Source organism: Pseudomonas veronii (assembly GCF_001439695.1).
Lineage (GTDB): Bacteria > Pseudomonadota > Gammaproteobacteria > Pseudomonadales > Pseudomonadaceae > Aquipseudomonas > Aquipseudomonas veronii.
The window spans coordinates 86,497-110,128 of the sequence record NZ_JYLL01000016.1; the positions used below are offsets into that span (position 1 = coordinate 86,497).

Consider the following 23,632-nt stretch of genomic DNA (forward strand, 5'->3'; position numbering starts at 1 on the left):
TTTATCTACTGATTCCATTGATGAAAATCACCGCGACCGCGACAATCTGAGACACCCGAAGACAAGCTGAGCCACAGGGTTTGTGTACATGGCAGCGTACACAAAACAGCCTTTCGGAAGACCCAGAAAATTATGTACGCAGTCCGGAGAGCTTATGGCGATCTCAGACGCATGGCTGAAGGCCAACAACGGCAAACCCCGCAGTACACGTGAAGAGAAATCAGACCGCGACGGGTTTGGTGTGCGCGTCACCCCGAAGGGCAAGATCACTTTTCAGCTGCGCTTTCGCTATGACGGTCGCCCCTGCCGCCTTGATCTCGGCACCTATCCGCTGATGTCACTCAAGGATGCGCGCGCAGAAACGCAGCGCCTGCGTTCCCAGCTTGAGCAGGGACACGATCCGAGGGTGGTGAAGCAGCTGGAGAAGCAGGCGATCCTCCAGGCAGATTCCGTGGAGTCGCTGTTTCGCCAGTGGTACGAGGCGTATTGCAAAGGGAACAAGAAGGGGCATCACGAAATCCTGCGCTCTTTCGAGATCCATGTGTTCCCTAGAGTCGGCAAGCTTCCTGCCGGGAAAGTCACCCTGCACGAATGGCTAGCACTTCTTGAGGGGCAAGCCAAAGCAAGGCCCGGTATCGCCGAACGCATCCTGGTCAATGCCAAACAGATGCTGAAATGGGGTGTGAAGCGCCGGTTAATCCCCTCGCACCCGCTATCGGAGATCAACGCCAAGGAAGACTTGCAGATCAAAAAAATCGTCGGGTCGCGCTCCCTTTCCGACGATGAAATCAAGCTGGTGTGGAAAGCCATGGAGCAATCGCGCATGGCGACCAAGAACAAGATTTTCCTGAAGCTGTGTCTGATCTACGGATGCCGTAACAGCGAGTTGCGTCTTAGCGAAAAAAGCCATTTCGACTTTGCCAAGAAGATTTGGACGGTGCCCACTGAAAACCACAAGCTGGGCAAAGCTTCAGGAAAGCCGCTTCTGCGTCCGATCACCCCGGATATTGAGGCGCTGATCAAACAGGCCGTGGCGCTCAGCGCCGAGGGCAAGTTCCTGTTCACCAACAGTGGCACAACCAAACCGATGGGGGCGGGGGCTCCCTTGCAGCTGCCTTACAACATCATGCAGTGGCTGCGGCGACATGAGAAATACGAAATGCAGCACTGGTCGGTTCACGACCTGCGCAAGACCGCGCGCACCAATTTCTCGACCCTGACCGAGCCCCATATCGCCGAAATCATGCTCGGTCACAAGCTTCCGGGGAGCTGGCAGGTGTACGACCAGTATGACTATCTGTCGGAGCAGAAGGACGCCTATAGCGCGTGGTGGCAGCGCCTCATAGCTCTAACATTATAAAATCCCATCGCAGTAGAACTAATCAAAAAGCGCGATTCAACATACTTGGACTGATAATACTCAGTCAGGATAAGAATTTATCTGGGACTATGAAGTCTTCGTCCCAAAGCAACCATAGACTTCGCAAAATCTGCGTTCAAAATTTTTCAGCAAACTATGATTCCGCCTTCTACACTATAGTGGTTATATGTAGCTGTGCTGACTGAATTTCATTAATATCAAATTGAAATATAGGTGGCGACTATGAAAGCAGAAATCAAGGTGGTCGGGTCAATTAGTGAGGCAGGAAATCCCTACCTGATTGTGAGGCTGCGTACTGAATTTGAAATGCTCCTTACTCCGGATAGTATAAATAAGATAGCGCAGGTTGTGTCCGGGTTGAAAGAAAGTCAGGAACTTAATTCGGTAGATCAGGGGCGATTTGCGTGGGAATTAGCAGAAACTCTTGATTTGTACGAGGAGTTCGCGGAATCTCCTGCTAGAGCACTTCCTCGACTGGAGTCTGAGTGGAAACCTGTAAACGGTTTTTTTTCGCTGGATACGCTAAAAACTATTAATGATTCAACGAAAGACCTAAAATCTTTGAGAGTGGAGGGTAGTGCGGAAACGGGTTTATATTTGGTGCTGCAAGGAGGCATTAATGTCACAAGAATTTACGCGGATCGCGCCAATTTGCTTAAAATTAAAGGTGAGTTGGATAGTTCTGCTCAGCTGCCTGAAGTTAAAGCATCATTAGCTGTTGCAGAGTGGATTGTGGCTGCAGCACTTGTTGTGGAAGCCGCCCTGGGTATATGGGACAGATACGACAAGGAGCGCGAAAAACAAAGAGAAAAGGATGAGCAAGAAAGACGCAAGCTGGAGAACGAACGGAAGGAGAAGGAGCAGCATTGCCGAGAGCCTCGACAAACATCAGAAGGTGGTCCTGCAGCGGACGGTGTATTTGATCGTATATCGCGAACTGCGTAATTATCACGGCATAAGAATGCTAGTGATTTTTGATCGGAAATGCGGGAGTTTGTTGTCCCCGCTCTAATGAGAGATTAATGATGGAAGCATATTTTGTTATGGAGCAATTAAGCAAGGATGGGTCAATCCAGCGATTCGTATTTAAGTTAATTGATGCTAATAAAATATTGCACGCAAGGCGGGTAATTTCCGGTGAGGAACTGACGCGCGTTCATTTGCAAGGGATCATTGTTCAAAGTAGTGTGGACTATAATCCTGGGTGGGAATTTCACTTGGAGCCCTCCACGGTTGACTTTTTTGAGAACCAGATAGAAGTGTGTGACGCTAATTTAGAATACATAAAGCATCATTTAGATGAGGTTGGAGGCTCATTTTTGCCGCGTAGCATTTGGTGCCCTTGGAGTTCCAGTGTCATTGAGGAGTGTAGTATGCGCTCATGACGACGCGACAGTAGATCATTAAATTTAGCTCATCACTCTGTGATGCTCAAGGCAAGGCGGTAAGCCAGGGCTGAGGAGTTTATCAAGTGCATATTATAATTGAGTACATTTTTCGACCTGTCGAAGCGAGACTTCAATAGTTAAGAAATATTGGCAAGCGCGGGAGTGAACGGAGGGGAGGAAATTCAGCCTTCTTCGGCTCGTGCCTATTCAACGTGTTATTACCGGCCGTCGCCCAGTCCCTCCTCTACCGTTTTAATTGACGTGCGCAGATTACTGCCTGATTGACGTTCGCCCGCCAGCTACGTTGATGGCGGCCTATTTCGCTACTTGAAGCCCCTTACGAGCGGTGTATCTGATTTTTCTGCAGGTGTGGCGTCAGCGCATTGCTGCTGTCCTTTTGTTATTCGAGGCGGGAGAAATTAAGAAAATGAGATCGGTAAAATAAAAAACGATTAATTATAGCCTGTTATTTAATTTGCGCTTGATAAAAAGTTGAGATGCTCCGTTTGTAATTTGTCGAATGACGGCTAGCATTTAGGATGCGTCGCTCGTATTGCTTCTACTCGTAGGGGTTGCCGCCATGCGGATAAATACAGTACTCATTTGCTGCTTGCTGTTATCCGGTTGTGCAAGCGTTGGAGAAAGCGATAGAACTCTGCAGACAAGAATCGCTTGGTCACAGAAGTGTCCCGCTTTGATTGACGAAAAGGAAGTTGGTGATAATCGCAGTCTGGTGCTGGGAGGCTTGATTGCAGTAGTTGCACCTCAACTTATCACCGGCGCAATTGATGCTGCGGCAGCATCCTTGAAGGCAGCGGGGGAAAGTAAGTCTATAGTTAGTGTTGGAAATGTGGATGATTATTTTTATAGTGTGACACAGGATGCTGATTTGACAGTAAAATCAAATGTCGGTTGTTTAATTGTTATTCGAGGCCACTTTAAGAATGTCAATGATTCCCCTGGGGGGACCTCGGCGTCAAATATTGCAGACCTAGAGGGATTGGTCGATACGATTTTTAGGGCAGAGCTGAAAGTTGTGCCATTGAAAGGGGCAAAGTATTTTCAGCTTAAACCAGTTTATCTGAAGGTTGAAAAATTTGAAGATAGGTCGTGGTTTTCGTCTTCTGTCCGAGATTATTCAGTCGCGATTAATTTAACCGCGCTAGGTGAGAGCGTTCCATTTGCTTCTACTATTATAAATTTTAAATCTGTGGGTCTGAGGGACGGCATTAAAGAAGGTATTAAGGAAGGGGACTGGCGTTTGTTTGGGGTGCAGAGTTCGCCTCTTGCATTTCCAGCAGAAATGGCTGATGTAAATAAAGCAAAAGAAAAGCGTGAAAAAGAAATTGCTCCCTATCTTTTGGCTTACAGCGTTTTGGTGCCGAGCCCTGAAAGTGATCTTCCCACTCGTCCCTCCTTGTATGCCGATAGTGATGTTGACCATGCTGTAAAAAAGTACTGTGCTGAAGTGCAATCACTGAACACAAAAGTCCCTAAAAAATTTGGCATCAACGATGAGCGCTGTGGTTTCATGGTGGAGGCTGCTCGCCAGGAATTCGAGCATAAGCTTGAAAAAGCCGAAAGAAATGATAGTAATCAAAAGTGGGCAAGCAGTTTTTGTACACCAGACTTGACGAAGGAACATTGCAAGGAATTTAAGCTAGATAAAAAATTAGAGGGGCGGGGGTTCGGGTTTTTCAATACGTCGGCAACTATAACGGAAGTAAGTAAGGGTAGTAAGTTTGCTGCTTACTTGGGCGAGGCTTTAAAAGCTTCGGAGACAGAATTGAGCACTGCTATACAAGATAAAGTTATATCATCAAAAGTTAAAGCAAATAAACTCGCTAAGGAAGAGGCCAAACGAACTGGGCGCCAGGATGTTGTGTTTTCGGATCTAGACGTAGATGAGGCGGAGGCGGAGCTGGCGGACGTAATGCAGGATGAAAAATCGAGTTTGCATGACCTAGCTGCGGCAAGGGTTAAATTGATTAAGGCGAAAATAGCGTCCAACAATAGTCGCAGGAGTGCAGGACTTCCATTGCTCTATTCGTACTTAGAGGAATGATGTAATGATCGCTCGAAAAGTTATAGTTTTTATAATGTTGTTAATGGTTTGCAAAGGCGCGTCTGCCGGAGAATATGAGCCCCAAAGTGTAGTTGATTATTTGATCCATGGCGGGCATATGGCTAAACCGGATGGAAATCAATGGCAAGTCGCGTTGGTTGAGTCCGGTAGGACCCATTTGGATGGAATATTTTGCAGTGGTACGCTGATTAATAATAAATGGGTACTAACGGCTGCGCATTGTTTGATGGATCCATTGGATTGTGAGAAGCCTAGGGCGGGATGGTTCTGGGTACTATATGGAAGTACTGATTTAGTTGTTAGCGCAAAACTTGTGGCTCCAAAAAATACAGTGATTAATCCAAATTATCGTTGCAAGCCTTCCAGAGATGATATTGCTTTAATTGAGTTGGAAGAGCCTGTGTCTGATGTTGGTTATGTGATTCTGGCAGATGCATTGACTGAGTCTAAATTAATAGCGCCTGAGCAGGCGCTATTAATTTCTGGATGGGGGAAAACTGCTATTGGAAATCCTGTTTCTCGCTATCTCATGGAGGCGGAAATTAAGGTTGTAAAAAATTCGTTATGCGAGAAAGCAGTTGGCTTGAGTGATAAGCTTCCATCAAATGTTATTTGTGCTGGCGGGGGCGGAAAAGATTCTTGTAAGGGGGATAGTGGCGGGCCGCTATATGTGAGGGGAGGGAGTAAAATTACTCAAGTTGGAGTGGTTAGTTTTGGGCGTGGGTGTGGTGAGGGGCCAGGTGTTTATACAGGAGTTTCAGCTTACATGGACTGGATTAGCAAGATTGCGGTAACTTCTGTCAGTTCGCGTTGTACTGCCAAAGATATTCGTGAGCTGCGGTGTTAAATGTCTTTTGCGATGGACGCGTTTCAGGTCAAAAGTTGAGCGATCCCACGTGTATGTGCTGAATGGCTCGAAGCGTGCCAAATATTAAGGAGCTACGCTTCAAGTCGAATGGTAGGACTGCGCGCCAGCAATAGATCGAGCAAGGCGGTCATGCTCCTTCAGGAGCAATTGACCTTGCTGACACTACAAAAAAAGCTGGACCTTATAAAAGAGGCAGTGCTGCCTTTCTGGATATGAAATAAGCCACGTTTCTACAGTGGAAAAGCGAGCGCACATGTTGATTTCCTCGCTTTGCGGTTACGCTGAGGCTGGCTGAAATACTGGTATTCGTCGCCCGGTTGCGAGGTCGCAGTCTGTGACGCTGGAAGATTTCGCGATTTACATGCGGATTGCAAATAGAAGCCTTCAGATGGTCACATGCAATAGTCGCGTTTCTGCCGAAGCAGAATCTCAACGTGGCACAGCTCATGCTATTGTTTTGAGAAAGCTCTCTAATGTCCGACCTCAGAACTGCCCAGCATAGCGTCTATTCTCCAGCCATCAATCGATGCTGAATCTGTAGTCCGGATTGCACCGAGTGTGCGTTTGCGCTCGCGCTGCTCCCACTCGAAAACATCACCGGCGTCCCAGAGGTTGCAGCTCCCAGCGTGCTTCATGCACGGAGCCGGAAATGGATTCGCTATTCGCTTCATGCGGCGAAACAGCGTGCGGCTTGAGCAGCGAAAACGCTCGCATAAATCCTTCGTCGAATAATAGGCGTTCATCTCATTTCCCCATTCGGGATCATGGCTTCTACGCTACATGAGGGCGTTGCGGGAGCCGCCTCTCGTATTCCTCTTAAGGTCTATCCGGATCGTGGCGGACTTTCGCAGATCGATGCAGAGAGATCGAGAAAGAATCACAACTAAAAAGTGTGAAAATTAATTAGTTGTAAACTGAATTAGTAACACTATTAAAATATTGATCCTGAACTTTTGTATATGACAGAAAGAGATATTAGGAATGCAGATTATAATTAAGGGGGACATGACAATGCCTCAATTGCGTCAGGCGTTTTATGAGAAGCTCCTGGAGCTTGAGGAGGAGTTTGGTGTTGAGCACCTAAAGGGCGCAACCTTGTACATTAATCCGATCAATGAGTTTGGAGAGGATGTTGTCTTGCGAAACAAGTATGGACAAACAGTCCATAAATTATTCAGTCATGGGCCGTATCGGTGTTCGGCTGAAGAATTTAAAATATAGTTAGAAATAAAATTTTGTGTCTGGATAATTAAAAATGGAGATTAATATTGTCATGGAATTCCCTCGCTATGTGAATATTGAACAAGCAAGAAATGTACTCGCTGAAAGCGGAGTTGAGCTTACCCAGCGGCAAATAAAGCGGGCGGCAGACCCGGATGCAAACGGAAAGCGTAAGCTTCCATTTTTTGTTGATCCCATCGATGGTCGATTGAAAATTGATAAAAACCTTTTGGTGGAGATTTATACCAGTTGTCAGGTGAATGCTCAAAATAATGCACATATTAATGCGGCCAGTCTTCGGAGTGTATTTGACCGAAAAAGTTAATTGCGATATGCAGAATCATGTCGGATATCAGGAAAAAGATAGGAAAGAAGGGTGTTACGTACCAGGTTCGCTATGCGGACAAGGGTTCGAAATCAGGTTATTCCTATAAGACTTTCGCAACGGCCAAAGAAGCGCGGCAGTTTCGGGAATCCCCGAAAGAGACACATGCCGGAGGCGGACTCAGCGTGCCTCAGGCCATCGACAAGTGGCTGAGCATTTGTGAGAAAGAGGGGCGCGACGGCAGGCCCCCGGTCTCCAAGGCAACCCTCGACTACTACACCTATATCGCCAGGATCATGAAGGGCTATACGTGGGAGACAGATCTGCGTGGTCTCACCAAGCCTGATGTCGTGGCCTTCCGATCCTGGCTGATCAACGAACACGGTCGCTACCTAGCAGCCAAGACGCTGACCTACTTTCACGCAGTCGTTGCTGAAATGGCGACACGCGGCGCAGTCGAGTCGAACGCTGCCCTCGGCGTTGGCGTGCGCCAGGAAACACGGTACGACGAAGAGGTAGTCATTCCGTCAGAGCAGGAAGTACGAGACCTCCTGCAAGCGGCAGACGATCTCGCCAACTCGACTAATCTCCGCGTCAAGAATGCCTGGAAGCGCTATCGCCCAATGTTGTACCTCGCCGTAGATTCCGGCATGCGTCCGCAGGAGTATGTAGCCGTTGCTAGAAGCAGTTTCCGCGACGGCGGTGTGCACGTAGAGCGCGCCATTGATCGCAGTGGCGATCTGTCTGTCCCCAAGACACCAGCAGCCCGCCGTTTCATCGAGCTAAGCCCCATCACGCTGGACATCGTGTCCGAGTACATCAAAGGTCACGAAGGCCCGAACAACTATGATCTGGCCTTTCCGACCGAGACAGGGACGTGGCAATCGCTCGATAACTGGCGCAAACGCGGGTTCGATGAGGTTTGTAAGAAGGCAGGTGTTATCAAGATTGAGAAGATTGACGACGAGGAAGTCGTCAGATCGCGGTACTCGCCGTATTTGCTGCGGCACTACTTTGCGTCCGTCCTAATCGCGCAAGGGACGGACATTGCAAAGATCAAAACCCTTATGGGTCACACAAACATCAGTACTACGTTCGATGTTTATGCCCATCTCATTCGCCAGGCCGAGAACAAAAAGACTCGTCGCCAGGGGATGATCTTCCAGATGACAGACAGTAAGTCACAAGTTGATTGACGGGACTTTTTGTTATGGGGTTCGTGTAATCGAACGCAGTGACGGGCTGCTGCAATCAATTAGTTGATTATATCGCGCGAGATTTTCTCGGCTGTAATCCTCGCACTCAATGTCACGGCGGAAGTGATATGGATGCGGCGGCGGATTCTTCATAAAGGCCATCGCCTCGTCGGACTGGAGCGGTGCTATACCCTTGCAAAATGCGGAGAGATAAAGTGCGGCGTTCGCTGGCGTCAATTTTAAGTAACCCCTACTGCGTAGCGAGGTGATAATGTCCAAGCCTGCACCGCTTTGCTTTAGATAATTCGCAGGGCTAGGAGCAGCCTCGGATGCCTCCGTTACACAGAATTGGCAAAAAGTTGGATCGATAAGATACCACCCACTATCCGGCCCTTCCGAGACTTCGACAACAAGCGCGGCATGACCCTGCATCCAGTAACCTTCAAGAGATTGAGTAGCTAACGGCTTGGCTGGCACGCCTAGGTCTTGAAATGCATATCCAGCGACACACTGTGCCAGGCCACAGCAACCAGCGAAAGCTGCTTGTAACTCCGTTAAGTCTCGCTGATTCAAATAGTCGGTATGCAATTTCGTGGCGTAACGCAGGATTTCCTGCGTTTTCATTACAATTTCATCGAGTAATACAGGGGTGTTGTGGGGCAATGCTCCTCGCTTTCTTTAGATATAGCATAACATTACATATTAGGCTAGAAAAAAGCAGGCTGGCAGCACCAAATGCAAGCCTGCGTTTGCAGTAGTGAAGTGATGGACCTACGCTTCTTGTGCGCCATTGAAGCTCGCTTCAGCGTTTCAATGCCGTTAACCAGGCGATGCCTGAAACCGTTCTCGATCTAAGGAGACTTTATGCTATGCACGAAGAACCTGTTCGTAACGTACCTTCAAACCAGCCGAAATTTGATTTTTTGTGGCTTGAATTAACCAATCGATGCAACCTGCAATGCAGCCACTGTTACTCGGGGTCTAGCCCATATAGTGGCGACAGAGACTTCCTAACCGAGGCTGATTATCTCCGGCTGATCGAAGAAAGTTATGCCTTGGGCTGTCGCCAAATTCAGTTTATCGGTGGCGAGCCGACACTAAACAAAAGCCTGCCTGTGCTGATTGAGCGCGCTTCAAAAATTGGTTACGAGTTTGTAGAGGTGTTCACAAACCTTGTTAAAGTAAGCGACGTATTAATAGATACTTTCAAAAAATACAGGATTTCTGTCGCCACATCGTTCTATTCAACTAATGCTCTTACGCACGACGGAATTACTGGTTCGGTTGGAAGCTTTAGCCGCACAACAGTGAATATGCGGAAAATTCTCGCAGCAGGCCTTGATCTGCGGGTCGGGCTTATAGAGATGGAGGCGAATTCAGGTGAGTATCAGTCTGTTTTTAACTACCTGACAGAGATGGGGGTTATGAATATTGGGTACGATCGCATCCGTGGATTTGGACGAGCGCAAGAAAACGATACATGCTCGATGACGGAGCTTTGTGGTCATTGTGCCGAAGGGGTTCTAGCCATCGGACCTGATGGAGTCGTAGCCCCATGCATCATGTCGAAGCAGTGGCCGGTAGGCTCTGTACTATTCAGCAATCTCACGGAGATCAACTGCTCAGAAACGTTGAGGGCAACCAGACAACGAATTGCGGAGGCAACAAGCTCTACCGACGCCTTCTGTCAGCCGGAGTGTGGCCCTAATAATAAGCAGTGCATTCCAGAATGCGGGCCTTCCAGGCAATGCCCGCCTTGCGGACCAAATGCGGGTCACAAGTGCCCTCCCAACGGGAATTGTACCCCAGGACGTTAAGTCGTTAGGCAGATATAGTCATTACAAGGGTGAGGAGGAGCCGCGACGGCCCGAGGTTTGTCTGTGCGGCAACTCTGTCCATCTTAATGAGTGAGGCGCTGCCGGTTGGCGTTAGCGCTGTGCTAGCCCTATATATTCCTTCAGGAGCGTGTGGCAAATATGTGGCTAGCACTAACTAAGTAGTTATAACTATACATATTTATTTAGCTTCCAAGGCCATAAGTCCTTTCATTCATCTAGAGAGTAAATTAACTATATTAATGAGGCGATTAATCGGGCTATCCGTCTCATTAATTAGCTGGAAATGAGACGATTAAGGGATATATTCGTCTCATGACGTATAACTGGCAACAACCTGATTGGCCCAACTTTCGTTACGATCTTTCATTCGTGGAAGATCTTCTTTTTGACTTTGCAGAGAAAACTGGCCATATCGCCGGACTCCTGCAAGGGTTGCCCGACAATGCCCAGCAGGAAATAATTCTCTCTCTTATGGTTTCGGAGGCCGTTAAAACGTCCGAGATTGAGGGCGAGTTCATTCAGCGCTCCGATGTTATGTCCTCGATCCGGAACAATCTCGGCCTCAGTCCTGCTCATGAAGAGGTAGGGGACAAAAAGGCGCAGGGTGTCGGTGAACTGATGGTTGCCGTTCGGCAAAGCTTTGCAGCCCCGCTTACTGAGACGATGCTGTTCGACTGGCATAGCAGGCTTATGGCTCCCTTCGTCAAACGTCTCATCGTCGGTCAATGGCGGAGTCATGAGGACCCGATGCAAATCGTCTCCGGACCTCTTGGTAAACAGCGAGTCCATTTTGAGGCGCCATCTTCCTCCGATGTTCCGAAAGAAATGGCAGGCTTTATCTACTGGTTCAACGACACAGCCCCTGGCGGTAATAATAGTCTCAAAAGCCCGGCAGTCCGCTCAGCCATTGCGCATCTCTATTTTGAGAGCATCCACCCATTTGAGGACGGCAATGGCCGCATCGGGCGTGCCTTGTCGGAAAAGGCCCTTTCCCAAGGGTTAGGCCGCCCTGTCGTCATGAGCCTGTCAAAGGCCATCGAGTCCAATCGAAAAGCCTACTATGGGGCTTTGAGCGACGCTCAAACCTCCAACGACCTTACAGAATGGATCGCTTATTTCACGCGCACAATTCTCGATGCTCAAAACGATACTGAGCAAACAATAAATGCTGCACTGTTCAAAACTAAAATCTTCGACCGCTATCGCGGGAAGCTGAATGACAGGCAGATGAGTATCATCAGCTTTATGCTGGAAAACAGCCAAGACGAAAGCACTCATATGCGCACGAAGACATACATGAAGATGACGGGGGCCTCAAAAGCGACAACGGCGCGAGACCTCCAGAACCTCGTTGAGCTCGGTATTTTTAGGCAAGCTGGTGAAGGTCGTAATACGCATTACGAAGTTGAAGTTATTTGACCAGTTTTATTGATGGTCACTGCTGGCTTTGGATGTTTCTTGAGAATCGTGTGGCAAGTGTGTGGCGAGCGCCACTTAAGTATCTGTAATCATTGATATTTTTATAGCTTCCCAAGCTGTAGGTCGCCGGTTCGAAGCCGGTCGCCCGCTCCATAATGAAATCAATGGTTTAACGGTCGTTTTTGATCTCAAATTGGAGCGTTTTGGTGGTTTTTGCCACAAAAACTCACCCGCGAAAACCCGCAGAAATCCGCCATTGTCCGCCGTAGGCTTTTTGAGCTTGTGGCCAATTTGTGGCCAATCCGCCCGGCTCGCAGGCCAGCATTCTCCTGGAGAATGGCGAATCGTCGGGGCTGGTCTGCTTTCGGGCTCTGGAGTATGTTGAGCGCTGACCATAATCCAAATCAGCACAGGATTCTGTTCGGTGATTCCAAGGGTATTGAGCCTTGTAGGCTGATAGGCCGTCAGGCGTAGTTTTTAGGATCGACACAAACGACAAGGATAGAATTTTGTCTGACCTGAATTTCGAAAAACAAGCGCAGGACTATTACGGTAAGGCTCCTCTCATCATCCTGGGCAGCGGTGCATCTGCTGCCCATGGCATGTCTGGAATGGGTGCGCTTGCGAAGCACCTGGTCGAAAATACCGACATTTCGGGCTTGTCTGCTGCCGAGATTGAGGCTTGGGAGAAATTCTGCCAGGTCTTATTGGACGGCGTTGATCTGGAGTCGGCACTGCATCAGGTGGCCGTTACTGAAGAGCTGACCTCCAGGATTATCACCGCAACCTGGTCGCTCATCAGCTCTGAAGACATTCAAATCTTCCACGATAGCCTTCAGAGCCAAGCGATGTTTCCGCTGAGTCGGCTGCTGCGCCACATGTTCAAAAGCAGCCTCACCAAAATAAATATCGTCACTACGAATTATGACAGGCTGGCAGAATATGCCTGCGATCAGGAGGGGGCCCATCATTACACGGGCTTCTCACACGGGTTTTTTCGGCAGCGCGCCGAACCGAATGAAATCAAGTCTGCACGCAGGGTGAATATCTGGAAGGTTCACGGTTCTCTGGACTGGTTCAAATCGCCTCTTGAAGACATCGTAGCCCTTTCAAACATTCAAGGGATACCTGCTAACTACAAGCCGACAATCGTGACCCCGGGCACTCAGAAATATCAAACGACGCATTTGGAGCCATATCGCTCGACTATTCACAATGCCGATTTGGCCATTACCGCTGCTAACTCATACCTGTGTATTGGCTACGGCTTCAACGACGAGCATATTCAGCCGAATATCATGTCTAAATGCCAGCGCCAGAATACCCCGATCACGATCATTACCTATGCGCTCTCAGACGCTGCCAGGAAGCTCATTCTTGACGGCAAGGCGCAGAATTACCTGGCAATAGAACGGGGAGCAACAGACGACCAGTCCATCGTCTACTCCTCTTTGAATGAGACTCCGGTGACCGTTGAAAAAAACATCTGGAGTCTTGAGGGTTACCTGTCACTCATCATGTAGGAAGAAGAGATGCCGATTTTTAACTTTAAGGATAAAGACGCACTTGGGAAGGTCGCCTCCGTTGACACGACAAACGTGATCGTGGACGTGGAAAATGTCGACCAGCTCAAAAGGTTGCAAGTCAACCATCTGGCGGTGCTCCAAAGCAGCAGGCCCGGACAGCATCTCATCGGCCTCATCACCCAGGTGACCCGCAAGCGCGGCATCGAGGACATCGCAGGCGATGGCATCAGCGACCAGACTTCAGAACTGAACCTGTGCAAAATCGCCCTGATTGGCACCATGCTGGATCGTGACGGCGGCAAAGAAAACGTCTTTCGCCGCACTCTGGAAAGCGTCCCGGAAATCGACGCGAATTGCTTTTCGCTAGAGGGCGAAAACCTTACTGGCTTCATGCGTACGCTCTCCAGCGTTTCTGCCGATGGGAATGCGCTGACACTGGGCAAATACACACTGGACGAACACGCCGTTGCCTACCTCAACGGTAACAAGTTTTTCCAGCGCCACGCATTCATCGGCGGCAGCACCGGATCAGGTAAATCCTGGACGACAGCCAAGATCATTGAGCAGATGGCAGGACTCTCTACAGCGAACGCCATTGTTTTTGATCTTCATGGTGAATACTCGCCATTGGTGGGCCAAGGCATTCAGCACTTCAAAGTGGCCGGTCCAGCAGATGTTGAGGCTAAGCGCACCATTAACGATGGTGTGCTTTACCTGCCTTACTGGCTGCTTTCGTATGAAGCACTCGTGGCAATGTTTGTTGACCGGAGTGACCAGAATGCGCCCAACCAGGCCATGATTATGGCGCGTGAGATCAACCAGGCGAAACAAAAGTACCTGGAAGATGGTGGCCAGAAAGATGTACTGAAGCACTTCACCGTCGACAGCCCGGTCCCCTTTAACCTTGATTTCCTCATGGGCCGGTTGAATGACATCAACGTCGAGATGGTTCCCGGTGCTCGCGGTGAAAAGCAAGGGGATTTCAACGGAAAGCTGTCACGCATGATTTCCCGCCTTGAGAACAAAATTTCTGATCGGCGTCTTGGCTTTATGTTCAACGGCGGCGGAGATGTTCTGGATTTCTCCTGGCTTGAAAAGTTCACCACTGCCGTGCTCGGAAGCTCTGGAGAAAATGGTAAAGCTGGTATCAAGATCATCAATTTTTCCGAGGTTCCATCAGACGTTCTCCCGCTGATCGTTTCCCTTGTCGCGCGGGTCACATTCTCTGTCCAACAGTGGACACCATCCGAGCTGCGCCATCCTATTGCGCTTCTGTGTGATGAAGCGCACCTCTACATGCCCCAACGAAGCATGGCGGAATCAGCTGACGATATTTCCCTGGATATTTTCGAGCGCATCGCCAAGGAAGGCCGTAAGTACGGTGTCAGCCTTGTGGTGATAAGCCAGCGTCCGTCCGAGGTGAATAAAACGATGCTCAGCCAATGCAGCAACTTCGTATCTATGCGGCTGACCAACGCCGAGGATCAGGGCGTTATCAAGAGACTTCTTCCCGATAGCCTCGGTGGGTTCAGCGACATCCTGCCGACCCTCGATACAGGCGAGGCCTTGGTTGTCGGTGATGCGAGCTTGCTGCCAAGTAGAATCAGAATCGATGAACCTAAAAACAAACCGAATAGCGGGACGGTCAATTTCTGGGATGAATGGCAAAAACCGGTAAAAGATAAGCGCCTTTCGGTTGCTGTCGATAACTGGCGTAAGCAAAACATCCAGTAAGTGATCCCTATGGATGACCTCAAGGGCGCGGAGCTCTTGAGGTCATTACACGACGCATATTTTCCAGCGAGGCCAGGGCATTTTGATGCTCTTGGCTTGTCCTGTCGCCACGCTCAAAGTATTAAACACCAAGGATTTTTGGAGGCGAACTTAATGATTGACACCGGCGCGACTGTACGAATGGATATTTTGCGCAAGGCCGCAGACCAGCAAATTCTAAAGCCTTTGAAATCATATGGCTGGAGTGCAAAAATAGATTCAGAGCATGTCCCTGGAGAGTTTCTTATCGTAAGCGCGTCAAAGCTTAGTCAGGAACATAAAGTCGCTTTAATGTATTCATCCGCTACCGATAATAGGCACTACAAATTTTTAGATTCCGAAGTGGAACACATTTTTACTAATGGCGAGCTCTATATGGTTGAAAGTTTTGCGTACGGAATAAAATCTAAGGTAACTCCGGTAAGCGACTTTTTTCCACTCATGATTGAATGGAGTAGGGCACTTACGCCACCGACAGAAACCACAATAAAAAACAAGATTCTGAAAGGCTACATTCAAATAACGGCCGAAAAGCCGATAGACGGTATATGGGCTCATCTCAGTCAGCTCGCCAGCACTACACTGGCGAAAAAGCTAATCTTGCGAAGATCTCAAGAGGAAGGAATAGAACTTTCAGAGCACCAGTTGGAAAGCAAGGCAGCAGGCGTTGCTTTCTCTATCAGAAACGCATCCGATTATTTCAAAAGCGCGCAAAATGAAAGCCTGAATAAAAGAATTCTCAGTTTGTACTATGGCTCTTTGGCACTAGCATTTGCGGAGATGCTGGCCGCACCGCACGGTCCTATGGACCTCGATGAGGTGGAAGGTATGACCAAGTATGGCCATGGCCTATATACGGTCGCCTCCAATACAAACGATTTTGGGGGGCTGACAGTAGGTGTATTGGCAACAGGATTTTTCCCCCGGTGGGCAAGTTTTTTAGGGCATGACGTTAGCGCTTATCCCAAGAAGAAAGCGACATCTGCCAGCGACTTAAGTAATCTTGCTTCTGGAAGCTTTGCAACATTGGAGCAACTATTCTCGACTCTTCCTGAGCTGGGTAAGTTATTCGTAGACGTCTATGATTCCGAGCCTTCATGGGTTCACGCTGTCTACGATTCGGGCGCCGGTCACAGGCTGCATGGAAAACAGACAGGCAGCAGCTATATAAAACTAATTGATCAGACCTCTAAAATCAGTGCTGAGCGTTTAGCACGAAACGGTTGGGCTCTCACAGAAATTGAAGCTGTAGAGGAGGAGCCTAAGTCGAAAGTATACCGAGCAAGAGTCGATCATGATGGCCTCGAATACTGGTATCAAGCATTACCTTTACACCATAGTTCCTTTTTTCAAGGAAATGCGTTGATTCTGCCTGTCCTCGGGGGCGTTTATGAGTACAGAGCAATCAGTCTCTCGTTGCTCTATGCGCTCTCAATTCTTGTGCGCTATATGCCAAGTGCTTGGAGGCGAGTAGAAGGGGGTGACTGGGATCAGCATTTTGCGTTAGTGAAAATGGTGCTAGATGTGTTTGAAAGAGTTCTTCCTCAGCAGTTTTTAGAAAGCATCACAAATCAAAAAATACATTCAAGCATGCCGGGTGGATTTTAAAACTCATGTGCAGGCTATAATGCCACAAGGTTGTCATGAAGGCCCTTGAGGGGTGACGGGCCCTTGAGTTCACTCTCGCGTTTTTTTGGAGTTTGTTCTGAACTCTGAATCTTTAAACGGTTTTTTGCTATATTCGTCTCACGCGCATGTGCGTCCTCACGGAGATAGTACAGTGTCAAAATTGGCGGAATTTCGGGCAGCTGAACGCGAGCTCCAAGAACAACTTGCTCAACTCGAAGCATTGAAAACCAATGCCGGGTTGAAGAAGGAAATCGAGTTTGAAGAAAAACTGACGAGCCTGATGCAGTCCTATGGCAAGGGCTTAAAGGACGTGATTGCCATCCTTGATCCTGCCCCCGCTGGCCGTAAGGTGGAGAAGTCCTCAGGCGCGCATCGGCGTCCGCGCGTATTGAAGCGCTACAAAAATCCTCACAGTGGCGAAGTGGTGGAAACCAAGGGCGGCAATCACCGTGTTTTGAAAGACTGGAAAGCACAATACGGGGCTTCCACGGTGGAATCCTGGCTCCAGGCCTGATCGGCCAAGCTCGTTTGTAGATAAGGCTCAAGGGCGCAATGCCCTTGAGATCATGACGCGGTGGATATTTTCCAGCGAGGCCAGAGCATTCTGATGCTCCAGGCTTTCCCGGTCACCGCGTACTGCGACATTGAAGACCTCCCGGTACAGCACGCGCAGTTCGCTTTCAGATTTTGTGGCCAGTTCAAAGATCGTTATCAGTTTCATTTCATGTCTCCACCGTCTTTCGGCCACCCTTCGCGGCCTTGTGACGCTGTGCCAGCACAGGCGTCGTCCACGCAGCACCCCAACTGGGCCGTAACGCGAGAGAAGGAGTCATTTATGACTTGCTGCTGGAGGAGACGACGGCAGTGCTACAGGTCAAACAAAAGGACGCGAGGCGTGCCGTGAGGTGGAAAGAGAAGTGATCTCTCTGATAGCGACATCAGAAGTGGAAAAAATATTGGCGAATCTGACGGCGTTCGCCGCCTGACCGGGCTCTAAGCGCTATGCGCTCCGGGTCAATGGAAGCCTTGTCCCGGCCATCCGGTGACGATCCCTTCGCAAGAACGAAAAGCCGCTAAGGGGTGCTGCCCCTGGCGCAACGCAAGGGTGAAGCTTTGCCCCGATGAACGGTATCCCCAGCCTTCCGCACCCATAAAAAAGCATGGGTTTGTGCAGGCCGGGTGATCCCCCTCCCTTCACCGAGCCCTTGCGTTTTACCTCCCCGGTCTCGCCGACGGGCAGGGGTGCATGTGCGACCTCACGCACAGCACCCGAAGCCCTTAAAGGAGCCAAGACCATGACCACCGAACCCAGAATTTACGTTGCAGACCTGGCCGCCTATAACAGCGGATACTTTCACGGCGTTTGGATCGACGCTACATTGGACGCGTCAGACATTCAGGATCAAATCAACGCCATGCTGGCGCAATCGCCGGTCGGGGACGCGGAGGAATACGCGATTCACGACTACGAAGGTTTTGATGGTTACAGCCTTGGCGAATACGCGGGGATTGACGCTGCGCATGAGGCCGCCTGTTTTATCGAAGAATTCCCGGCGTTCGGCGGGGCTCTGCTGGATCAGTTTTCCAGCGTTGAGGAGGCCCGGAAAGCAGCCGAGGAGGATTATTGCGGCAGCTATGAATCGCTGGCGGATTACGTGCAGGAGCTCACTGAGGAAACCACGGAGATTCCCGAAGTGTTGCGCTATTACATTGACTACGAAGCCATGGCCCGTGACATGGAGTTGAACGGCGACGTGTTCATCATCGAGGAGGGATACAAAACGGTGCATATATTTTGGAATCGTTAACCTTGGGCGCTTAATCACAATGTCGAAATATAATCCGTCCCCGCATCCCCACAGGGGCGCGGCATGTTGAGGTCTTTGTCGGGCAATCAACGGACCGCACCGATTTCATCAGGTTACCTACTTCCGAGCAGGCGAGCGCCGTCCGAAAATGTGGTCAAACTTCAGGCATTGGCCGCCTTGTCCCTGACCTGATCTTCGCTACGGCCCGCCAGACAGTGGTCTTACTGACCTGCATGCGGGCAGCAATGACCTCCAGAGGCATGTCGTCGCAAATTGCCATGCGCTGAACGGTCAATTCCTGGCTCGGTGTCAGGGCCGCAGGCCGTCCCGGTTTGCGACCTCTTCGTTGAGCGGCTAGCATCCCAGCCTTCGTCCGCTCGGAAATTAATGCTCGTTCAAATTCCGCCACAGCGCCCGTGATGTGAAATACAAGCTTGCCTGCTGGCGTCTGGGTGTCGATTTGATCGGAAATTGACCAGAAACCAATTCCCCGCCGCTCGAGCTTCCCAAGGGTCTTGATGAGGTCTTGCAACGAGCGGCCTAAGCGGTCGAGCTTCCAGACAACCAGCACGTCACCGTCGCGCAGGGTGCGCAGGGCCGCATGGAGAGCCGGGCGACGTGTGAGGGCGCCGGATTTCTTCTCTTCAAAGATGCGCTCGCACCCGGCCTGTCGCAGGGCTTCGATTTGCAGGTCAAGAAGCTGGTCTTCTGTCGATACACGGGCGTACCCGATCTTCATGGTTCTGCCTTTCCCGCAGGCAGGCACCGCTGTCAAAAGGAGGGTCACACAGCCGCACTTACTGTTGTTCCGCAAAGGAACCTTTAAGGACTCTATTCACGAGATCTCAAAGAGTCAATTGCTACTGAGACTCCGCACGCAACTACATACAGGCAGCACCAGGTTTCAAAAGGGTTCGTTTTCGGAACGTCATATTTAGTTCCCCTGGTGAGCCCCTGTGATGCCCATGGCGGAATCCCGAGTGCATACCGGCGCATGCAACGCATCACCTTCTCTTTCGATCAAGGAGTCCCGGATATGACGACTTTGAAGATTCAGGCGATGCAGCGAGGGCAGGGGGCGTTTCCCTCCATGGACAGCCAGGAACGACTTCCATTTTCGAGTGACGACGCGATGTGCTTGGCTTCACCAGGAGGGCGGCGATGCGGTATCGCGCCACCTATTTCACGAGTGCTGAAATACCTTCCTCTTTCGCTGGCTTTCGCAACCACTTGCGTTTACGTCGGTAACGCCAACGCCGCCGATATCGGCGATTGCGACACACCTGAAGCAATGACCGCTCGCCTCAAGACCGAGGGCCAGCATTCGGTGGCGTCTGCGCAGATGATTGCGCCGGACAAGCGCCTGTTCGGAATGATCTTCACGATGAGCGATGACCGGAAAGTCGGCTATATCCTGAAGGCAGACCAGCCGCTGGGGGATAGGGCGGGGCAGATTTGCATTTATGAGCGACTGGCGGACATACGGCTATATGACGCCCGCTCAGCGGGAATACCCAATGCGGCACTTCTGAAAGCCCCAGATGAGGACGCTGTTGCGAACTGCAAACGTCTCCAACTAGCGGGGAAATTTCCGCAGGGAAACTGTTCTTCGCTGAATCAAGTTCTTCATCGCGTCGAGCCGCTTGGAGAGCGGGTCATGATTCAAGGCTTCACTGTTGCGAAGGGCCCATCAGGCATCTACCAGCCCACCAGCGGTGTGGTAACGGTTTCGGGCAATGTCAATGGAAGTATCAATGACGATCCCGCGCATCCGTCACGTGGTATCGTTGGCGGCATCGCCTACAGCTCGTTGCCCGACGGGGCAACGATCCTCAATGCGACCTTAGCCTATCCGAGGTACACCGAGTACGGGCTTGCTGCATTGAAATGATCTCTGCTACAGGTTGAGGCCGGTAGCAGTGATCTCGGGCGCTGGCGGCGCTGAAGGCGCGGAGGCTGGCCGGACGACGGGTGGAGCGACCGCTGCAAAGGCAGTACCCAAGTCTTTCGCGGACTGGAATGGGGATTTGCGATCCTCATCAAGGGCCGATGCTGCGGACACTGCTGCGCGAGCCTGATCCGCCGAGGCCGATGGCGTGTTGCCTTTGTCAAGATGGTTCTGAGCGGTGGCGGCATCAATCGCCTTTCCCACGCGCGACCGATCCAGCTTGTGTTCTTCTTCAGTTTCCTCTGGAGTTAACGTCCCACGCCCGCGCTTGTCTTCGAGCTCTTTCTTGCGCCGGACGCTCGCCTTGAACTCGTCCTTCTCGTCCTCACGGATAAGGCCCTTGCGAACGGCCCAGTCAGCATAGGCATCGGCGTTGTCGATGACATTCTGGCGGGCAGTCTGTGCCTGCGCGTTCGTCATCTGGACACCGCCGACCGTGGTCATCTCTGTGTTCCAGCGGGCGAGGTTGGCCAACTCACGCGCTTCGCGCTCTTCTTTACGTTTTTGTTGATCGTGTAGCGCATGTTGCTGCGCGTTCGGGTTCACCGTCATACGGCTGGCTGAGAAGACGGCCTTGCCCGTCGAAGCCTGCGCCCCGAATAGGGTTTTCGAGATGTCGTGAAGATCGTTTTCGGGAACGCCGGGGTCCGCATCGGCGAAATTCGGCAGATCACTACGCCGATCTACCACAGGTTCCCTTGCTCCCGCAAGGGAACCACGAAAACCTGAACCTGGCTCTTGCTCTGTCATGAACCACTTCCCATAACACTTATCAAAACATCCAGCAGCCTTGGATTGCAGGGGCCGGATATAGGTAGTTTATGGGAATAAGATTAACAAGTTCTTAACTCAGGCGGCCTGAATAGTGTTAGGTATTTCCAGGAGGTTTAATAGAGCTATGTGTGGCCCTGTGCAAGTTAGCCAAGGTATCCTCTAAAGATGGACAAGGATGTGACAGTAGGTATGCGCTCATCTCAGTAGTTCTTGCCCGGGCGATTTTCTCGAAATCCGATCTTGTAAACTTGTTGTAATCCCATTCGCCTTGGCCTCGCTTAATCGATGGGCAAGGGTGTGACAGCAGATATGCGCTCATTTCAGCAGTTCCAGCTCGGGCGATTTTCTCGAAATCTGCTCGAGTAAATTTGTTGTAATCCCATTCATCTTGGTCTTGCTTATTTGATTTGGGCATTTAAATATCCTCATTGTTTAAGTTGCTTTAATGATTACCTTAAATTAAACCGCCAATCAAGTTTAGTATGGGGCTTAGAAAAATCTCCAACTCCGCAAAATAGGTGTTAACATTATGTGAATTAAGATTCGAAGTTAGATCGTTGTCCCTCATGATCTCTACATTAACTACTCCTGCCGGTGACTCATAGCCTCCGCAAAAAACTGGAAAGCAAATTAAAAATCTGTAGTCTCCATTTTCAATTTCATTCAGAATCTCTGATCGAACTGCATTTGGGATTTTGCTGTTAGAAAAATCAATTCTGTCGCAGTCAAGTGTCACCCTCTTTTTCTGGAGGAATGCACGCGGAGCCCCAGGTAGAATGCGCAAAAGTGCGCCACTTTTAGAATGAAGTTCTACTGGTAAAGAAAAGCCTTTTCCACTACATCTATAAACTTTGTCTTTGCTGACTTCCAAAGGAGTTAGTATGTGTGAATATTGTTTTGCTCCGAAGACGAAGCGCAGCGAGGTGTCTTCCGATAAATACCTATCCTCCCAAGGGCGCGCTTTCATGACATTTGCTCTCGCGATGGGACGGTCACTATTCAGCCAATTCCCACTAATATCACAAACAGTGTCTAACAGCCCACGAAGCACATTTTTTCTGTCGGCGCTCGGCTCAGCACCGTCAAAACCCTTCTTCGCCTCACTTCTCATAAGAATTTGGTAGTTTCTAATTTCGACGCTAGCCTGCACCGCAAATAAGCGAGCCTTTATTCGATAGAGGTCCTCAAAGGAGTTATTTGTCTTGGCGGGTTCTAATCTTCTAACTGGCAGTGCATTAGTTCCACCATCCTCTAGTAGTTTATATCCACCATCACCCGAGTGTGGAGTTATGGCTGGATTTACACCTTGGTGAATGACTGCCAGATACGGCCATTGCCGAAAAGTTGCAAGCCCTCCGCTTTTTTCGATGCGAATTAGGCTGTAACCATTAATTCTTTTTTCTTTTTTTTCACCTGAGGGTGCTTCAAAATGCTCCATGCCAAAAAGCGATGGAGCCTGGATGGAAAATCGCTCCTGCGCTCCGCCATATGATTCTCCAGAAGATAGTGGAATATGCATGTGGCCAAATGCGTGAAATAAAATTTCACCAGAGCGATGAACATCCCGCAGGAAAAATGCCTTCGAATCAGCATCAAGCCAGTTTAATGGGTGATGAGTGGCCAATATGACTGCATCATGCGAGCGGCACCATTCCCGAGGCGTAATATTGCCCGAAGCGTCCTTTTGTGTGAATATTGAATGGTATTGTGGAGAGGTTAATCCTAGCTGGCCTTCTGTTAGAGAATCTTTGAAATGCAAATGAGCTGTGTTCAGCCCAATTACACCTAATTTGAGACCGTTCATTTCTACAGTTGCGGCAAAATCGCCAGGTATATCGCCATACAGGATTTTTGACGGATGTTTTTGCCGCTTCCACCATGTGTCATAGTTCTTAAACCAACCTCCCAGTGTTACGGAGTAATTACTCCAAAATTTGGATCTTTCCGATCGAAAATCTTTTAAAACCGCTTCGGTAATCTGCGCTTTGTTATCTGGCCGGGACATGTCGTGGTTTCCCGGTACTGCCAATATTGGGCAGGTTAGATCTAGTTTTCCTCGAAGTTGTTCTATTTTTTTATCAAGTTCGGCATACTGCGTCGAAGTGCCAGAAAAAACCAAATCACCAGTAAAAAGAATCAGATCAACTTTCTGACTTTTAGACGACTGAAGCGCTGCCTTTACGCTATCAACAAAAAGATCCTCGAAACTCTCCCAGTGAGTGCAGACCCCTTCCTGTCCCCAATGAAGATCGCTTAGATGCAGAACGCAAATCGCATTCACTTCGCCTCCTTTATATCCGCATTGAATACGCGGGGGCGCTTTTCATCGCGGAACGGCATGTACTCGACGTTCGTCACACCAATCACGTCTTCAGAATAGCGCATATAGGCGTAAGTCAAGGTATTGAGCAGGCGCGGGTGATCCCGAAAATTTCAGCCTCGCGTGCAGTTA

Annotated in this window: 21 protein-coding genes; 16 read left to right on the forward strand and 5 right to left on the reverse strand. The window is 49.8% G+C overall.

What is annotated here, in order from left to right:
* Positions 1-154 precede the first annotated feature (154 nt).
* The 8 genes from TU80_RS19430 to TU80_RS19460 all read left to right on the forward strand — a co-directional run bounded on the left by TU80_RS19430 (position 155) and on the right by TU80_RS19460 (position 8,465).
* Positions 155-1,360 (forward strand): tyrosine-type recombinase/integrase, encoded by a 1,206-nt coding sequence (locus TU80_RS19430; RefSeq protein ID WP_057005151.1) that lies wholly within the window; start codon positions 155-157, stop codon positions 1,358-1,360.
* A gap of 243 nt (positions 1,361-1,603) precedes the next feature.
* A complete protein-coding gene (locus TU80_RS19435) occupies positions 1,604-2,326 on the forward strand; it encodes a hypothetical protein (RefSeq protein ID WP_057005152.1) in 723 nt (240 codons plus the stop codon).
* 77 nt (positions 2,327-2,403) lie between these two features.
* Positions 2,404-2,766 (forward strand): BP74-related protein, encoded by a 363-nt coding sequence (locus TU80_RS19440; RefSeq protein ID WP_057005153.1) that lies wholly within the window; start codon positions 2,404-2,406, stop codon positions 2,764-2,766.
* Positions 2,767-3,463: 697 nt separating this feature from the next.
* A complete protein-coding gene (locus TU80_RS32740) occupies positions 3,464-4,834 on the forward strand; it encodes a hypothetical protein (protein WP_139272962.1) in 1,371 nt (456 codons plus the stop codon).
* A gap of 4 nt (positions 4,835-4,838) precedes the next feature.
* Positions 4,839-5,702 (forward strand): serine protease, encoded by an 864-nt coding sequence (locus TU80_RS31820; protein ID WP_082643865.1) that lies wholly within the window; start codon positions 4,839-4,841, stop codon positions 5,700-5,702.
* 1,032 nt (positions 5,703-6,734) lie between these two features.
* The gene (locus TU80_RS19450) at positions 6,735-6,944 is read left to right on the forward strand and encodes a hypothetical protein (protein ID WP_225441873.1); all 210 of its coding nucleotides are present in this window, start codon (positions 6,735-6,737) and stop codon (positions 6,942-6,944) included.
* A 34-nt stretch (positions 6,945-6,978) separates the two neighbouring features.
* Positions 6,979-7,269, forward strand: a complete 291-nt coding sequence (locus TU80_RS31830) for a hypothetical protein (RefSeq protein ID WP_199918170.1) — start codon at positions 6,979-6,981, stop codon at positions 7,267-7,269.
* A gap of 17 nt (positions 7,270-7,286) precedes the next feature.
* Positions 7,287-8,465: a tyrosine-type recombinase/integrase gene (locus tag TU80_RS19460; RefSeq protein ID WP_057005156.1), complete on the forward strand. Its 1,179-nt coding sequence runs from the start codon at positions 7,287-7,289 to the stop codon at positions 8,463-8,465.
* Positions 8,466-8,477: 12 nt separating this feature from the next.
* Here the strand turns inward: TU80_RS19460 and TU80_RS32745 are convergent, their stop codons facing one another.
* Entirely contained in the window at positions 8,478-9,089 is a 612-nt protein-coding gene (locus TU80_RS32745; RefSeq protein ID WP_084318072.1) for a hypothetical protein, read from the reverse strand.
* 245 nt (positions 9,090-9,334) lie between these two features.
* On the opposite strand from TU80_RS32745, the gene TU80_RS31835 reads away from it, so the two are divergent.
* The 6 genes from TU80_RS31835 to TU80_RS19485 all read left to right on the forward strand — a co-directional run bounded on the left by TU80_RS31835 (position 9,335) and on the right by TU80_RS19485 (position 17,164).
* Positions 9,335-10,282, forward strand: a complete 948-nt coding sequence (locus TU80_RS31835; protein WP_159439515.1) for a radical SAM protein — start codon at positions 9,335-9,337, stop codon at positions 10,280-10,282.
* Positions 10,283-10,615: 333 nt separating this feature from the next.
* The gene (locus TU80_RS19465; protein ID WP_057005157.1) at positions 10,616-11,722 is read left to right on the forward strand and encodes a Fic family protein; all 1,107 of its coding nucleotides are present in this window, start codon (positions 10,616-10,618) and stop codon (positions 11,720-11,722) included.
* Positions 11,723-12,231: 509 nt separating this feature from the next.
* Complete coding sequence (locus tag TU80_RS19470) at positions 12,232-13,245, forward strand: SIR2 family protein (protein ID WP_057005158.1); 1,014 nt, start codon at positions 12,232-12,234, stop codon at positions 13,243-13,245.
* Positions 13,246-13,254: 9 nt separating this feature from the next.
* The gene (locus TU80_RS19475; protein WP_057005159.1) at positions 13,255-14,982 is read left to right on the forward strand and encodes an ATP-binding protein; all 1,728 of its coding nucleotides are present in this window, start codon (positions 13,255-13,257) and stop codon (positions 14,980-14,982) included.
* Positions 14,983-14,991: 9 nt separating this feature from the next.
* Entirely contained in the window at positions 14,992-16,629 is a 1,638-nt protein-coding gene (locus tag TU80_RS19480) for a YaaC family protein (protein ID WP_225441874.1), read from the forward strand.
* Between the two features lie 172 nt (positions 16,630-16,801).
* Positions 16,802-17,164, forward strand: coding sequence for a histone-like nucleoid-structuring protein, MvaT/MvaU family (locus TU80_RS19485; RefSeq protein WP_057005160.1), 363 nt, complete (start codon positions 16,802-16,804; stop codon positions 17,162-17,164).
* Between the two features lie 27 nt (positions 17,165-17,191).
* On the opposite strand, the gene TU80_RS19490 is transcribed toward TU80_RS19485, so the two are convergent.
* The gene (locus TU80_RS19490) at positions 17,192-17,371 is read right to left on the reverse strand and encodes a hypothetical protein (protein ID WP_057005161.1); all 180 of its coding nucleotides are present in this window, start codon (positions 17,369-17,371) and stop codon (positions 17,192-17,194) included.
* A 574-nt stretch (positions 17,372-17,945) separates the two neighbouring features.
* Here TU80_RS19490 and TU80_RS19495 point away from each other — a divergent pair.
* Positions 17,946-18,458 carry an antirestriction protein ArdA gene (locus TU80_RS19495; protein ID WP_057005162.1) on the forward strand — a complete coding sequence of 171 codons (513 nt, stop codon included), beginning with the start codon at positions 17,946-17,948 and terminating at the stop codon, positions 18,456-18,458.
* 154 nt (positions 18,459-18,612) lie between these two features.
* Here TU80_RS19495 and TU80_RS19500 read toward each other — a convergent pair whose 3' ends face one another.
* A complete protein-coding gene (locus tag TU80_RS19500; protein WP_057005163.1) occupies positions 18,613-19,197 on the reverse strand; it encodes a recombinase family protein in 585 nt (194 codons plus the stop codon).
* A 297-nt stretch (positions 19,198-19,494) separates the two neighbouring features.
* Here TU80_RS19500 and TU80_RS19505 point away from each other — a divergent pair, with 297 nt between their 5' ends.
* Complete coding sequence (locus tag TU80_RS19505; RefSeq protein WP_057005164.1) at positions 19,495-20,349, forward strand: hypothetical protein; 855 nt, start codon at positions 19,495-19,497, stop codon at positions 20,347-20,349.
* Positions 20,350-20,355: 6 nt separating this feature from the next.
* Here TU80_RS19505 and TU80_RS19510 read toward each other — a convergent pair whose 3' ends face one another.
* Together TU80_RS19510 and TU80_RS31840 are read right to left on the reverse strand one after the other, a co-directional pair.
* On the reverse strand, positions 20,356-21,156 hold the full coding sequence (locus TU80_RS19510; RefSeq protein WP_090473879.1) for a hypothetical protein: 801 nt from the start codon (positions 21,154-21,156) through the stop codon (positions 20,356-20,358).
* Positions 21,157-21,634: 478 nt separating this feature from the next.
* Positions 21,635-23,461 (reverse strand): metallophosphoesterase family protein, encoded by a 1,827-nt coding sequence (locus TU80_RS31840; protein ID WP_159439516.1) that lies wholly within the window; start codon positions 23,459-23,461, stop codon positions 21,635-21,637.
* Between the last annotated feature and the right edge of the window lie 171 nt (positions 23,462-23,632).

Bases quoted from the DNA above. Each gene is read 5' to 3' on its own strand.
- TU80_RS19450 (WP_225441873.1), top strand. From the start codon at position 6,735: ATGCCTCAATTGCGTCAGGCGTTTTATGAGAAGCTCCTGGAGCTTGAG.
- TU80_RS19500 (WP_057005163.1), bottom strand. From the start codon at position 19,197: ATGAAGATCGGGTACGCCCGTGTATCGACAGAAGACCAGCTTCTTGAC.
- TU80_RS19440 (WP_057005153.1), top strand. From the start codon at position 2,404: ATGATGGAAGCATATTTTGTTATGGAGCAATTAAGCAAGGATGGGTCA.
- TU80_RS19465 (WP_057005157.1), top strand. From the start codon at position 10,616: ATGACGTATAACTGGCAACAACCTGATTGGCCCAACTTTCGTTACGAT.
- TU80_RS19475 (WP_057005159.1), top strand. From the start codon at position 13,255: ATGCCGATTTTTAACTTTAAGGATAAAGACGCACTTGGGAAGGTCGCC.
- TU80_RS31820 (WP_082643865.1), top strand. From the start codon at position 4,839: ATGATCGCTCGAAAAGTTATAGTTTTTATAATGTTGTTAATGGTTTGC.
- TU80_RS19490 (WP_057005161.1), bottom strand. From the start codon at position 17,371: ATGAAACTGATAACGATCTTTGAACTGGCCACAAAATCTGAAAGCGAA.
- TU80_RS19430 (WP_057005151.1), top strand. From the start codon at position 155: ATGGCGATCTCAGACGCATGGCTGAAGGCCAACAACGGCAAACCCCGC.
- TU80_RS19495 (WP_057005162.1), top strand. From the start codon at position 17,946: ATGACCACCGAACCCAGAATTTACGTTGCAGACCTGGCCGCCTATAAC.
- TU80_RS19460 (WP_057005156.1), top strand. From the start codon at position 7,287: ATGTCGGATATCAGGAAAAAGATAGGAAAGAAGGGTGTTACGTACCAG.
- TU80_RS31835 (WP_159439515.1), top strand. From the start codon at position 9,335: ATGCACGAAGAACCTGTTCGTAACGTACCTTCAAACCAGCCGAAATTT.
- TU80_RS19510 (WP_090473879.1), bottom strand. From the start codon at position 21,156: ATGACAGAGCAAGAGCCAGGTTCAGGTTTTCGTGGTTCCCTTGCGGGA.
- TU80_RS19480 (WP_225441874.1), top strand. From the start codon at position 14,992: ATGGATGACCTCAAGGGCGCGGAGCTCTTGAGGTCATTACACGACGCA.
- TU80_RS19505 (WP_057005164.1), top strand. From the start codon at position 19,495: ATGACGACTTTGAAGATTCAGGCGATGCAGCGAGGGCAGGGGGCGTTT.
- TU80_RS32745 (WP_084318072.1), bottom strand. From the start codon at position 9,089: ATGAAAACGCAGGAAATCCTGCGTTACGCCACGAAATTGCATACCGAC.
- TU80_RS31830 (WP_199918170.1), top strand. From the start codon at position 6,979: ATGGAGATTAATATTGTCATGGAATTCCCTCGCTATGTGAATATTGAA.
- TU80_RS19435 (WP_057005152.1), top strand. From the start codon at position 1,604: ATGAAAGCAGAAATCAAGGTGGTCGGGTCAATTAGTGAGGCAGGAAAT.